The 14,505-nt window shown below is 42.4% G+C and carries 11 protein-coding genes; 3 read left to right on the forward strand and 8 right to left on the reverse strand.

Going from position 1 to position 14,505, the window contains the following annotated elements:
* Positions 1-21: 21 nt before the first annotated feature.
* The 4 genes from HRJ06_RS10030 to HRJ06_RS10045 form a co-directional block, all read right to left on the reverse strand.
* Positions 22-1,638, reverse strand: a complete 1,617-nt coding sequence (locus HRJ06_RS10030; protein WP_174732603.1) for a long-chain fatty acid--CoA ligase — start codon at positions 1,636-1,638, stop codon at positions 22-24.
* 89 nt (positions 1,639-1,727) lie between these two features.
* Complete coding sequence (locus HRJ06_RS10035) at positions 1,728-3,299, reverse strand: fatty acid--CoA ligase (RefSeq protein ID WP_174732605.1); 1,572 nt, start codon at positions 3,297-3,299, stop codon at positions 1,728-1,730.
* Positions 3,300-3,371: 72 nt separating this feature from the next.
* A complete protein-coding gene (locus HRJ06_RS10040; RefSeq protein ID WP_174732607.1) occupies positions 3,372-4,517 on the reverse strand; it encodes an acyl-CoA dehydrogenase family protein in 1,146 nt (381 codons plus the stop codon).
* 263 nt (positions 4,518-4,780) lie between these two features.
* The gene (locus HRJ06_RS10045) at positions 4,781-5,758 is read right to left on the reverse strand and encodes a DMT family transporter (RefSeq protein WP_174732609.1); all 978 of its coding nucleotides are present in this window, start codon (positions 5,756-5,758) and stop codon (positions 4,781-4,783) included.
* Positions 5,759-5,827: 69 nt separating this feature from the next.
* Between HRJ06_RS10045 and HRJ06_RS10050 the strand changes: the two genes are divergently transcribed.
* Positions 5,828-5,971 (forward strand): hypothetical protein, encoded by a 144-nt coding sequence (locus HRJ06_RS10050; RefSeq protein ID WP_174732611.1) that lies wholly within the window; start codon positions 5,828-5,830, stop codon positions 5,969-5,971.
* Between the two features lie 109 nt (positions 5,972-6,080).
* Here the strand turns inward: HRJ06_RS10050 and HRJ06_RS10055 are convergent, their stop codons facing one another.
* From HRJ06_RS10055 to HRJ06_RS10065, 3 genes are all read right to left on the reverse strand, one after another.
* The gene (locus tag HRJ06_RS10055) at positions 6,081-6,653 is read right to left on the reverse strand and encodes a class D sortase (RefSeq protein ID WP_242035194.1); all 573 of its coding nucleotides are present in this window, start codon (positions 6,651-6,653) and stop codon (positions 6,081-6,083) included.
* 15 nt (positions 6,654-6,668) lie between these two features.
* Positions 6,669-7,745 carry a hypothetical protein gene (locus HRJ06_RS10060; protein WP_174732613.1) on the reverse strand — a complete coding sequence of 359 codons (1,077 nt, stop codon included), beginning with the start codon at positions 7,743-7,745 and terminating at the stop codon, positions 6,669-6,671.
* Positions 7,746-7,966: 221 nt separating this feature from the next.
* Complete coding sequence (locus tag HRJ06_RS10065) at positions 7,967-9,496, reverse strand: AbgT family transporter (protein WP_174732615.1); 1,530 nt, start codon at positions 9,494-9,496, stop codon at positions 7,967-7,969.
* A gap of 364 nt (positions 9,497-9,860) precedes the next feature.
* Here HRJ06_RS10065 and HRJ06_RS10070 point away from each other — a divergent pair, with 364 nt between their 5' ends.
* Complete coding sequence (locus HRJ06_RS10070) at positions 9,861-10,229, forward strand: DUF948 domain-containing protein (RefSeq protein WP_174732617.1); 369 nt, start codon at positions 9,861-9,863, stop codon at positions 10,227-10,229.
* Positions 10,230-10,271: 42 nt separating this feature from the next.
* Here HRJ06_RS10070 and HRJ06_RS10075 read toward each other — a convergent pair whose 3' ends face one another.
* Complete coding sequence (locus HRJ06_RS10075) at positions 10,272-11,462, reverse strand: M14 family metallopeptidase (protein WP_174732619.1); 1,191 nt, start codon at positions 11,460-11,462, stop codon at positions 10,272-10,274.
* A 654-nt stretch (positions 11,463-12,116) separates the two neighbouring features.
* Here HRJ06_RS10075 and HRJ06_RS10080 point away from each other — a divergent pair.
* Positions 12,117-14,495, forward strand: coding sequence for a M14 family zinc carboxypeptidase (locus tag HRJ06_RS10080; protein WP_174732621.1), 2,379 nt, complete (start codon positions 12,117-12,119; stop codon positions 14,493-14,495).
* Positions 14,496-14,505: the final 10 nt, after the last annotated feature.

Raw genomic sequence — 14,505 nt, forward strand, 5'->3', positions numbered from 1 at the left:
TTCACCTTACCTTTTTTGGTTTTAGTTCTGAACTAAATGATCCTTCAGCTGATCTCGGAGGGCCCTTTTTAAAAATTTACCGACAGATGTCTTTGGAATTTCTTCCATAAATATAATATCGTCCGGCAGCCACCATTTTGCAAACTGGGGCGCAATGAAGTCCATAATTTCCTGTTTATCAACTTTATCTTTATAAGGTGCTTTTAGAACTACGCAGGCAATTGGACGTTCCTGCCATTGGGCATGAGGGACAGCTACCACACTTGCCTCAAAAACTGCTTCATGTGCCATTAAAGCATTCTCAAGGTCCACAGACGAAATCCATTCTCCACCGCTTTTAATTAAGTCTTTCGTCCGGTCCACAAGCTTAATAACACCCTCTTCATCAACGGTCGCGACGTCTCCTGTATAGAGCCAGCCATCCCGGAAGGCATCTTTTGAGCGCTCGTCATTATAATATTCATCAGCAATCCATGGACCTCTTAATAACAGCTCTCCCATCTCATTGCCGTCCCATTTAATTTCTCCCTCCGCAGAGACGACCTTCATTTCGAGACCTGGAACAAGAAGGCCTTGCTTAGAGCGAATATCGAGCATATCTTCTTCATTAAGCGAGGTTTGGTAGCTTTTTAACCGGGATACAGTTGCTAACGGCGTTGTTTCAGTCATTCCATAAGCATGAAGGAATGGGATTTTATACTTCGTTTCAAATGCCTTAATCATTCCACGCGGAGCCGCAGAACCACCACAGACGATTGCCCGTAAAGAGCTCGTATCGTAGCTGCCATTTTCCAGTTCATTGAGAAGGCCCAGCCAGATAGTCGGTACCCCGGCTGTGAGCGTAACTTTCTCCTGTTCAATCAATTCAGCAATCAGCTTTGGTGTGAACTGAGGACCAGGCAGTACCTGGGTAGTTCCGAACCATGTCGCTGCAAAGGGCATTCCCCAAGCATTCGCATGGAACATTGGTACAACAGGAAGGCAGACGTCTGATTCAGAAAGAGCTGTTGTGTCGACCATGCCCATCGCATAGCTATGAAGAACGATTCCACGATGTGAATAAACCACACCTTTTGGGTTTCCGGTTGTCGCTGATGTATAACACATTCCAGCAGGAGCATTCTCATCTATGTCTTTAACAAATTCGAATTCCGGATCCCCCTCAGACAACAACTGTTCATACGAATAGGCTGGAGTCAGACTTGTTTCGGGCAGCTCGTCTTTGTCAGTCATAATGATGAACGCTTTTATCGAGCTAAGGCTGTCTTTGACACGTTCCAAAAGAGGGAGCAGATCTTCATCAACGAAGAGAACCTTATCTTCAGCGTGATTAACAATGTAAGTAACATGCTCAGAAGCCAGCCTGATATTGATTGTATGAAGGACAGCCCCCATTCCTGGTGCTGCAAAATAGATCTCAAGATGGCGGTGATGATTCCAGGCAAATGTTCCAACCCTATCACCACGGTTTATACCTAGTTTTTCTAAAGCACTGGCGAGCCTGCGGGTGCGCTGGCCAATCTCCTTGTAGCTGAATCTTTGAACTCCGGATAATGTCCTTGAAATGACCTGTTTTTTCGGAAAAAACTTTTCTGCTCTCTCTAGAAGTGATCCAACTGTTAAAGGTACGTTCATCATAAGCGATTTCCCCTTTCAGAATTCATCTGCTTTAGTCCTGATAATCTTCTTTCGAATTTAGCTTCTTCTAGAACAGTCCTTCTCTACTGTTAGGATGTTGGGCCATGGGAGACCTGCTCTTCCATCTGTTTTCTTAACATGAACTTTTGGATCTTTCCGCTAGCATTCCTTGGAAGTGCATCACAGAAAATATATCTCCTTGGCCGCTTGTAATTGGCAAGCTTGTCACTGGCTTTGCACCATTCATCCAGCTCAGATTCCGCAAGCGCTGCATCCTTTTTCACAACAAATGCTGTAACTGTTTCTCCCCAGCGGTCGTCAGGCTGGCCTACAATAGCTACGTCAAGGACACCCTTATGCTCATACAGAACATCCTCCACTTCACGTGGATAAATGTTCTCACCACCCGAAATTATCATGTCATCAACGCGATCTTTTACCCAGAGAAATCCTTCATCATCCAAGTAGCCAATATCCCCCGAATGGTACCAGCCTTTATACAAGGCTTCCTTTGATGCTTCATCGCGATTATAATAGCCTTTCATCATACAAGGCCCCTTAACGATTATTTCACCTGTTTCTCCGGAAGGCACAACATCTTCCGGTTCAGAAGGACCGTTTTCATTAGGCCTGACAATGCGGATCTCATGATTCAGACAGGCCTGTCCGGCTGAGCCTGCTTTTGACAGCTGGTCATCCTCTGATAAAAATGTAATGGCTGGCCCCATTTCAGTCATCCCGTATGCTTGCACAAGTTTTATTCCCAGCTTTTCATGGCAAGCCCGAACAAGCGCTGGTGCCATAGGTGCAGCACCATAAAGTCCAAGTTTTAATGTTTTTATATCATGAAGCTCCAAATCCTCCTGCAGCAGCATGTTCCACATCGTCGGCGCTGCAAAAAACTTCGTCACCTTCTCCTTTTCAATTAGCTCAAGCACTTTTTTAGGCTCGAAATGATGCAGGATTATATTGCTTGCCCCGACATGGACACGGGGCAAAAATGCGCAGTGCAGCTCAGCGCAATGGAACATTGGTGCCGTAACTAGTCCGCAGTCCGTTGCTTCCAGTCTTGTCGAACTGATAACAATTAAGCTTTGCTCAGCCATATCACGGTGCGTATGAAGGACCCCTTTAGGCCGTCCCGTAGTCCCGCTCGTGTACATAATTGCGTACAAATCATTTTCGTTCACTTCTGATTGAACCGCAGACTCATCTGCATCCGCCAATTTATCGTGGTAGCTCGCTGCATATGCTGGAGCATCCTCATCAATAAACCAGAAGGCAATTTGCGGGAACCGTTTTTCAATGGAGGAAATGACTGGCTCGAGTGCCTTTTCAAACAAGACTACTTTAGGTCTGGCATCAGATAAAATATAGGATACTTCTTCTCCCATAAGCCTGAAGTTAATCGGATTAAACACTGCACCAATCTTTGCACAAGCAAAATAGGCGGTTCCCAGTTCTTCCGTATTAAACAGAAATGTCGACACGAGATCCCCTTTTTTCACGCCTTCTTTTAAAAGTGCATTTGCCAGCCTATCTACTTCTCTGCTCCATTCACTGTAGGTGTAGCGGACATTTTTTCTCACATCATAGAGGGCTTCCTTGTTCGGGTATTTCTTTACCGTTAAATCAAAGATTCTTCCAATAGTAGTTGCCATGTCTATTCCTCCCAAAGATTTTTAGAGAGTATGTCTGCGCCAAAGATGAACGAGTAAATATTTTCAAATATCCTAGAGTCCCAAGTTTTTTGCAATAATAGTTTTCATAATTTCATTTGTCCCTGCATAGATGCTTGCAACAGGGATATCCCGAAACCTTCTGGCAATCTCGTATTCTTCCATATAGCCGTAGCCCCCATGAAGTTGCATGCATTCTCCCGAAATTTTCTTGGCAATCTCGGTAAGCTTCCACTTGGCCATTGATACTTTAGTGACAACATTGATACCTGCGATATGTTCAGCAATCAGCTGGTCAAGGAAGGCCCTGCCCATTTCCACTTCTGTGGCCATTTCAGCAATTTTAAACTGTGTATTTTGAAACTGGCTCACCGGCCGTCCGAATGCCTCCCTGCTTTTCACATACTCTATCGTCAGTTCGAGCATCACTTCGGAGGCAGTCTGGGCAGCAATTGCCACAAGCAGCCTCTCCTGCTGAAGCTTCTCCATTAAATATAGAAAGCCTTTCCCTTCCGATCCGATTAAATTTTCCTTTGGCACCCGGCAGTCTTCAAAAATCAGTTCGGCGGTATCCTGGCAGTGCAACCCAACTTTATTAAGCTTTCGGCCTCTCGAAAATCCTGGAGAATCCCGTTCAATAACAAGCAGGCTGACTCCTTTATGTTTTGGGACCGCTTTTGGGTCAGTTTTACAGGCCACTAAAATTAAATCTGCCTGAATTCCATTTGTGATAAACGTTTTCTGCCCATTTACAATATAATCGTCACCGTCAGAAAGAGCAGTCGTCTGAATACCCGCTAAATCAGATCCTGTTCCCGGCTCTGTCATAGCGATTGCTGTAACTAGTTCTCCAGTGGCACACTTAGGCAGCCAGCGCTTTTTTTGTTCTTCAGTTCCATACGAGTTAAGATACGGAACAACGATATCATTATGAAGTCCTAACCCTACCAAGCCGGAGCCGACTCGCTCAAGCTCTTCGTTAATAACAACCGAAAAGGCCCAATCCACTCCGCTTCCTCCATATTCTTCATCAATATCAGGACAAAGATATCCTTGTTCGCCCATTTTGATCCAAAAGTCTCGTGGAACCATTCGGTCTTCTTCCCACTTGTCATAGAATGGATATGCTTCTTTCTCAAGAAACTTTCTCATTGATTTGCGAAATATTTCATGTTCATCTGTTAAGTATGGGTGCCTCATTATAGATTCTCCTTTGTAAACGCTTACTTTTAAATGCGCTTATTCAGCTTTTGATTAAGCTGGCTTGTTATGAGTATTCTTGCTGCCACTAGCAATACAGCTATCCCCTCTTTTTTCTATTCGTGAAATACCCCTGATTCCCCTCCTATTTTACTGAAAATTAAGTTATTTTTTTCTCGAATTACTCTGTAAAAAATTAGCTTGTTCAATAAAAAAGCAGCACAAACCGTGGTTAGTTTGTGCTGCCTTTTTGAGATTTCACATTAAACACTATACTCATTTGTCTTAACGATTTTAACAACTTGGGGTTTTTTTGAATAATAACTGTGCATGAACATGCCAAGAATGATAACGGAAAGTCCAATTGTTGCCAATCCGTTTGGCAAGGGACTTGAAAGCAGGAATACCTCTCCCATCATAACAAAAACAACCTGTGTAGATTGAGTGGCTTCAACTGATGCCAATTTCTCTTGATCATTTCTAACCCGGTCGGTTGCAATGAAAAATAATGTTGTTGCAATGACGCCCGAAGAAATAGCAACAATAAAGGACTGGAACAATTGGTTAGAGGTTGGAGCCCCTTCACGAAAAAAGCCATATAAACTGAGCATAAGCCAAAAGGGAAGACTGGCCAGTGTCATTCCCAGCACTCTTTGAAAAGTATCAAGCCTTCCCCCGCAAACCTCCATCATTTTTCGGTTCCCAAGCGGGTAGGCAAATGCAGCTATCGCAACAGGGAGCACCCCTACTGCAATTCCGCCCACCGTTAAGGAAGCTGCCTTTTGCCATTGGATTAAAATTACTCCAATAAAGATAATGGTAGAGAATAATAAGGCCCTTAACGGTATTTTTTGCCTTGCTTTAACTGGGCCAGCCTCGGTTTGAATCGTCACATAGAAGAGCGGTCCTAATAATGTTCCCGCTACTATAGTCATTTGCCAGCTTCCCGCCACGAGCCAGCCAGGTCCATATGAAGCCGCATAGGTAATCGGCGCGTAAAACAGAACAAAGCCCATAAAGCTCCAGCCCAGCCATTTGAAAGGCCGACTCTTCATCTCTGTTAATAAAGCTTTTAAATTTTTCCGGAATACGACAATCAAAAGTAAGAAGGGTACCATAAATATAAATCTTAATGAAGCACTCCAGACCCAGCTTCCTCCTGATAGTTCCATCGACCGATTTAAGATAAAAGTAACAGCAAAAAACATCGACGCCACGACACCAATTAAAATCTCTCGCATACCCGCCCCACTTTTCAGTTTAATATATTGTCCATTTAGATTACTATATTATACTTTACAGGCAGGGGGATGGCTACCATAAAATACCTGAAACAAGCCTTGCCCGTTAATGAAAATGTACACTTATTTCTCGTCCATCACACAAAAACAAAAGTGCAAGCGACTAGAACATTCCCGGCAAAAGTGCTATGGCGGGTCCGAATGAATGGCTGATTCGGATATCTCAAACTGATAATTGCTTAAGATATTGCGTAAGATTCCCATAACCTTTTAACAGCAAAAAAAACTGGCACGGATATACCAGTTTTCTTGCGGTAAGTATTTAAGGCATTGGATAGGCATAGATCACGTAACGATCTGGTGCATCACCAATAAAGGTAAAGGGATAACAAGTCGATAGCACTAGCACTTCTTCTCCCATTTTCCGAATGACTGTACGATCGTCAGCATCAACAATTTTTGCATCAGCCATTTTGTATTTAAAAGTACCATAGGGAAGCTCTACGATAAAAATATCATTGTTTTTCAGTTCGTTAAAACGGCGAAAAACAGTATCCCGGTGCCCGGACAGCAATATTTGCTCACCTTCACCTGGAAAGGCTGTCGATTTAAAGTGCCCAACTCCTTTTGCCAGCATTTCTTCATCGGTTCCCTCTATAATTGGAAGTTCATAATCAAGCTTCGGAATTTTTAAAATGCCAATGGTTTCATTAGGCTCTGGAGCAAAATCCGCCTTTTTAGGTTCCTTCGGCTCTTCTTCCTGCTGTATAACTAGCTGTTCCGCTTTTACGAGATTAAGTTCGGTGCCTTGCTGATAAAAGTATTCTTGGAACACACTTATCGCAAATAGCTGAAAGCCAGCTGCCATCATCAAATAACTGCTGAACTTACTCAAAGGCAATCCCCCCGGTTAATCGTTAGTCCTGAAACGGCCTACTATTTTTCCGGCAAAGCCAAGCAGTAGTGAACTAAGCCCTAACAGGCCAATTGTCCATGTGTTAGTTGCTGTGTCTGGAAGTCTTTCTCCTGAGGTATTGTTATTACCAGTGCCTGTTCCGGGTCCCGTATCTGTACCGGTGCCAACTTTACTATCATCCTCGGAATCCTGATTTGGATCTGGGTCTGTTCCCGAATCTGTCTCTGGATCTTTATCTGGATCTGTCTCTGGATCTTTATCTGGATCCGTCTCTGGATCTTTATCTGGATCTGGATCCGTTTCTGGGTCTGGATTCGTTTCTGGGTCCGGATCCGTTTCTGGGTCCGGAGCTGGCTCGGTTTCCGGATCGGTTTCAGGCACAGTTTCTGTTGCAGGAACGGTCACTTCAACAGTTCCAGCTGTATCAGGAATTAAATTTTGATTAACTACAGCATCTGTAGAAAATGCCTGAAATGTATACACTCCATCATATGAAACGGGTGGTGAATCAAAGTTGATGGTTAAAGAAAAGTTATAGGCTCCATCTGATAGGAGTGAAAGAGACAATAGGTTGTTATAGCTCATATATACACTGTTGGAAGCAGAATCAATTTGTATATCATCGGCCCCAAAATCCCCTTTATCCCGAGCACCTAAATTTAATAAATCAATGATAGGAACATCATAGGAAGCTGTTAAGTTATTTTTAAAATCAGGTTCTCCTAGCATGGGTTTGAATTCCTCAGGAAGCTTATAAACTATGTAAGCATTATTCAATAAATCAATATTTACAGGAGCAGTCCCACTATAATTAAGGGTAAGGCTTTTGGTACTAGCCTCCACTTTGTCTGGAGTTGCTGTGATCGTCTCACTGCTAAATAGGCTTACACCCGCAAGTGCCAGGGTCTGTGATGTTTCCGTTGATGAAGTAGTCTCGGTGGTTAGACTTGTCGTTTCTGCGGATGTACTGATAGGAAGGATGACTAAAGCTGTAAGTGCTGCCAAAGAGGATGTACGAAAAAATACTTTTGATTTTTTGACTGTTTTTTTACTATAGTTTAGATTTTTCATATTTACCAATTTTCCCCCTTATTTGCTAATTTTTTCTATTCTATAAAATAATAGTCGTATAATAGAAGATTAGCAAGTGATTAATTTGAAAATTAAATATATTTGCAATATTCGACAAAATTAAACAATCTATGTAAACTCTCACTTTCCCCACTAAGTTAAAATTCTAAAGCCAAAAATAAAAGTGCAGGGAACAGCCCCTGCACTCTTTTGAGATATTCTTATTGGTTGTAATAAATTTGCGTACCAGGACCAATATCAATTCCGGTTAGCATCCAGATAATCAGCATGATTACCCATAGGATCGTAAAGGCAATCGAGTACGGAAGCATAGTCGAGATTAATGTTCCAATACCGACCTTTTTATCGTACTTCTGAGCAAATGCAATGACAATTGCGAAGTAAGGCATTAACGGCGAAATAATGTTTGTTGTTGAGTCGGCAATTCGATAAATTAGCTGAGTGAATTCCGGGGTGTAACCGATATTCATCATCATCGGAACAAATACTGGGGCCATAATTGCCCATTTGGCCGAAGCACTGCCAATGAACAAGTTGATAACTCCAGCAACTAGGATAAACGTCAATATAAGTGGAATCCCCTTAAATCCAGTTGCTTCAAGGAACTCTGCTCCGTTAACAGCCAAAACAATTCCCAGTCTTGACTCACTGAAGTACGCCACGAATTGAGCTGCAACAAAAGCGAGAACAATATAAGATCCCATTGTCGCCATTGTGTCAGATAGCTGATTGGCTACATCTTTATCATCTTTAATAGACTTTGTAATTTTTCCATATACTAATCCTGGTACAAAGAACATGATTAAGATTATAGGTACAAGTGTGTGAAAAAACGGAGAATCAATGATGCTTTCCTCTCCAGCACGCAATGGCCCCCAAGATGGAATAACCATAACTGCAATCGCAGCGATCGTTAACACAAAAGCGAGCAAAGCAGCGAAAAGACCCTTTTTCTCCTCAGGCTTAAGGTAATTAACCTCTTCTTCAACCTTGCCAGTATAGGTTCCAAGCCGCGGCTCGACGATCTTGTCAGTAACAATAGTTCCGACAATAGTCAGCAAAAAGACTGAAGCAACCATAAAGTAATAGTTCATTGCATAGTTAATTCCTTCAGCGTACTCAGGATTTAACATAGCTGCAGCATCTTGGGTGATACCGCCAAGCAATGGGTCAAGCGATGTTAATAGTAGGTTTGCACTAAAGCCCCCAGAAACACCAGCGAAGGCTGCAGCAAGTCCAGCTAGTGGATGTCTTCCCAGCCCTGCAAATAAGACAGCACCAAGTGGAGTAAGAACCACGTATCCAGCATCAGCTGCCATGCTTGACATGATACCGCCAAATACCAAGGCAGCCGTAATTAACTGTTTAGGAACTGACGTTACTAAGCCTCGAAGTGCAGCGCTGATCAGTCCAGACCTCTCCGCAATTCCGATTCCTAGCATTGTTACAAGCACGGTGCCCAATGGAGCGAATCCAGTAAAGTTTGTTACAGCACTTTCAAATAAGTATAGAATCCCTTCTGAACTTAACAGGTTATTAACCTCAAGCATTTCCCCAGGATTAAGTGGATCTTCCACACTTACACCCATGCTTGAAAACAGGGCAGATAAAAGGATAACAAGCAATGAAAAGATTGCGAATAATGTAACAGGATGCGGTAATTTGTTACCAACCTGCTCAATTGTGTTAAGCGAACGTATAATTATTCCGTTCGTTTTTGGTTTTGACAAAAGAGTTACCCTCCCTTTCAATATTTAACTTTTCAAAAAACGATTTAAAAAAGACTCTTAAAATTATATTGAAAGGATGCTTAACTTTAAAGGGGTTTATTAAAACACGGAATAGCAAGGCTTTTTTGAAGAATTGCAATCTTGGTTCAACTTACTGTAACACCTTAATTCCCAGTCTTAAGTTAACTTAGTAATCATGAGCCACTGGTATTTTTTTCGATAATATCCAAGAAGTTTTTTTCGATTAGACCTGCAACGTTCCTCGCATTTTTCAGCATTAAAGTTACCATTTTTAGTCTGTCCGTTAATTCTATGAAATCCTGGGTAAATTAAACGTAAAGAGGAATGAAAGGAGTTTGATTCGATGATTATTGTCTATCTAAGTATTGCTCTTATAATCGGAGCACTCATTTATTTAGGGATTACAGCTTATAAGACTTACAAAGACGCCAAGCCTGCTATCGAAAAGCTGTCTGATACTGCCAGCCGCGTTCAAGTACAAACTGACACACTAAAGGTAGAAAGCAATAAACTAACTGAAAACCAGCAGCAACTGATGAATGATGTCGATGAAAAGAAGGAAGCAGTTATGCAAACAGTCGATGCAGCCAAACAAACACCTAAATCAATTAAAAAGCTAGTTAAAATTAAGCCGATTGCCCGATTTGAGCACAGAATGAGATTTAAGCAAATGCAAATTCAAGCAAGGAAACGGGAACTAAGATCGGAGTAAGCCAAACGAAAGACCGCAGAGTTTAGCCTGCGGTCTTTATTTTTACATATATAGGCCAGCTAGAAATATCCCAAGGGCTTCTTCATATATTTCACCAAACTGTGCAATAGGAAGCGGATTAACTCCCCTGCCAAGTTCAACAGTGTATCCAGGCCTTCTCCACTCCTGAATAAACCAGTCCTTATAGCCAGCATAACTTGCGACTGTTTGGATTGGCCGATAGCCGCTGACTCTCGCAAATTCACTAACAATAGTTTCGGCCTCTGGTGGCTCCTGATTTTGAAATCCCCAGTAGATTACCTCTCCTTGTGTATGAAACGCAAGAACTCTTGAAAAATCTCTTCTTCTTGTCAAATCCGCCATTGCAATTGATTCCGGCTCAGACAGAGGTCTTTCACCCGGATAATCGCGAGGCCCTGGCTGATTCGGTTTCTGAGCCTGCTCAAGTTCCCATCTTGCCGGGAACTGATTATTCAAATCAACTCCTCTTATATTTGCCTTCCATCCGGAAAAGTTAGTACTTCCGTTATTTAATTCGATTACTCGGCTGCTCCACGGTTCTTCAGCTGGCGGACCATTGAGCACAAGATTGACGCCGTCCGGATTAACCATAGGAACTACAGATAGGAATGTCTGCTGGTATAGAGGATTCATTAGCAGACCTCTAATTCCTGACTGATTTGTCAAAGCAAGCAAGTAATCATTCAGGAACGTCATAATAACCGGTGTGGTGATCCATTCATTAGCATGAAAAGAACCATTATAGTGTACCCGCTTCGATCCACTTCCCACTAAAATCTCAGGAATTGTGCGGCCGAGTACCGAATTCCCAATTGATGGTATTCTCAGAAAAGGATATACACTACGAAGACGCCTAATATCATTCATCAGCATTTCATAATCATAATCTTGACGGCCCTGCACCAGCCTCCAGGTAATTCGAAGCGGTACTCTAACTATCTGGCCAATTCGCAGTGCAGCCGGATTTAGATTCCGATTCACCAAAAATACGCTATCAAGGCTTATATTCCTGCTGCGGGCTATACTCCATAAAGTTTCACCCGCCCGTACCTGATGATTGACAGCAACGAAACCGGGTATTTGGACCCGCTGGCCGATCGTTAGCTGATTGGGCTGGATCGTACGATTGGAATCGCTTATGAGCTGAAGCGGTATATTAAATAATTGGCTGTAATACCAGAAGGAATCACCCTGCCTGACAAACACATCCATAGAACTCCTCCTTAAAATGAAATGCGGAGCCGACTGTTCAGAAACGGGCAAACTGGAGATTCCAACAAAGAAGCGCTTTTTGCTTCTGTAGGAGGAATTGAAGTTTGCCGAGTTACTAGGAGGCACAGCTAGACAATGAAATGCTGAAGCGCCAGGTCAGCCCCGTCAAGTATAAGACAGAGCCTGAATGAAGGCGCTTTTCACCTTCAGTAAATGAAATGCGAAGCCGACTGGTTAGCATCGACTTGCGCTGGAGGGCCTGATGGGGAAGTCGCTCTTTGACTTCATCAGCAGGACCGAAGCGACTCGAGATGCTAGGAGGCGCAGCTAGACAAATGAAATGCGAAGCCGACTGGTTAGCACCGACTTGCGCTGGCCGACAGCGCCTTTTCTCCTGGCGCAGCTACCGATACATGTAATAAAAAGTTACCTAAATAAATGTATATGATCACTGTAACTTAATTAGTAGCCAAAGTTCTGCTGTGATTTTATTTATCTTTAACAGCTTGCATAATAATTTGTATCTTTAGTCCCAAAAAACTGTAAGCAACGTCTATAAAGTTAGTTATATAGCCATATTGAAACATTTATATTAATTATTTAATATAAAATAAAATGAATAAATATACATACATACATATTAGGAGGTTCATCATGAAAGTGCAAAAAACAGTCAAAGGAATTTTAGCAGTTAGCCTGCTGCTATCTGCTCCCGTATCTTCTGCCCTTGCAAGTCCGGCAAAGTGGGAACATACCATATCAACTCAAGAAAGTGATGGCAGTCTATTTAACAGTGAAAACTATGATTTTATGAAGTTCTCAAAGATAGGCCCAAAGCTTCAAGAGATCGCTCAGCAATCAAACCGGGTAAAAGTCGAAGTAACCGGGCAATCTTCTAGCGGACATCCGCTTTATGTAGTAACTATTGCCGATCCATCCACACAGGGTAAATTCGGGAAAATCCAAGCCCTCCGAAAGCAAATGTTCAAAAATCCTGAGAAAGCCCAGGATTGGATCGCAAACAACCAGGATTTTAAAGTGCCGATTATGATCAACGGAAGTATTCACGGAACCGAGTTCGTTGGCAGCGATGCGCTTATCCAGCTGATTGAACGGTTTGCTACACAAGACGATGAAATCACAAAAAGCATTCTTGAAAGCAATGTCCTTATTTTCAATGTGGTTCAGAACCCAGATGGGCGCGTTGATGGGACTCGTTTTAACGGAGAGGGAATTGACTTAAACCGAGACTTTATCACTCAGTCGCAGCCTGAAACACAGCAAACTGTTGGGTTAATTAAAGAATGGAATCCAATGGTCTTTCTTGATACCCATGGTTATGTGAAAAATTTTGCTCCAAACAAGCAGGGTTTAATTGAACCTTGTACTCCACCTCATAACCCTAATTACGAATATGATCTTTATTCCAAATGGGCTTACGACCAAGCTGAGGCTATGGAAGCCGAAATTATGAGCCATAAGGATTCATATAGTGGAGACCTCTATAAAAACATGAGCGGGACCTATATTCCACAACGGGATGATGCTGCAGGCTGGGATGATTACCCGCCAATTTTCACCCCAATGTATGCGATGTATCACGGTGCATTTGGACATACCCTTGAGGCACCAACAAATGACTTGGATGGTGTCCGCTGGATGTATGACTCCATTATGGGCGCCTTGCAATTCGCTACCGAAAACAAACAAGAAATGATTTCAGATCAAATAGAAATGTTTAAGCGCGGCATCAACTTTGACCACCCCTTCCATGATGAAGGATTTTTCCCAGAGGCCTATATCTTGCCAGTTGATGAAAATGATCCAACTGTGACTGAAAAAGCAGTAAATCATTTAATAAATAATGATATAGAAATCGTCCAAGCAGCAAAATCATTTACAGCTGAAGGAACCTCTTATCCTAAAGGGACATATATAGTCAACATGGACCAGGCAAAGGCCGGTTTAGCAAATACAATGCTTTGGGATGGTGAAGATATCACTAATGACACTCCCTCCATGTATGATATATCTGCCTGGAGCCTCCCTGAACTATGGGGCTTTGAAGCCATTGCAGTCGCAAGTCCATTCGGTGTGACAGCTTCTAAAGTTAACCAGGTAAGCAGCCAAGGATCCCTAAACGGAAAAGGTCCATTCATCATTCCAAACAGCTCGGTAAAAGCAGTCTCGCTCGTGAATACTATGCTGCAGGAAGGCATATCGGTTAAACGTGATAGTGAAGGGAACTTTTACACAAAATCTGCAGCCAATAAAATATCAGCTGCTGTTAAAAATTCAGGCCTGAAGGTGGAAACAGCTAAGGTACCTTCAGATGCCGAAGTTATTTCTGATTTGAAAATTGCAATCTTGAAAGACGGCGGGATGGGAAAAGTTCAATCTCATGCTGGTACAAAGCTTGCTCTAAAACGCCTTGGCTTCAACGTAACTGAGATAACGCCAGCTGAAACTGCAGAACAAGGGCTTGCTGAGTTTGATGTGTTTGTTTACAGCGGAACTGACAGCCTGATCTCAACGAATCTTCGCAGGGCTGGTGATAAAGAATTTGGATTCCAAAACGCTGGGCAATTTGAAAAATTTAAAAATAATTTAGAGGTATTTCTAGACAATGGCGGAAAATATATTGCCGTTGGTGCTGGAGCTTCATACGCTACTAAAACACTTGGCCTGACAGACACAACTGTTAATACAGGCGGGTACAACAGCAACGGTATCGTAAGTGTAAATTATGAAGGAACAGGTATTACCGCAGGTTATAGCGAGGATGATTTTGGATTTGTTTATCGTCCAACCTGGTACACAAATACAGATAATGATGATATTCTTGCTCAAATTTCCAAAGAAGAAGACTTCTTTATCGCAGGACACTGGGCAGATCGGGAAAAAGCCCGCAGCCAAGCCGTTATTGTAAGGGAACAAGATAAAGATGTAACGATGATTGGACTTGAAGCTGGTTTCAGAGATCACACAGATTACTTGTTCAGACTTCTTTCGAATGCAATATTCACCAAATAATTTCAGCAAA

The sequence above is a fragment of the Mesobacillus harenae genome (assembly GCF_013343715.1).
GTDB lineage: Bacteria > Bacillota > Bacilli > Bacillales > Cytobacillaceae > Mesobacillus_A > Mesobacillus_A harenae.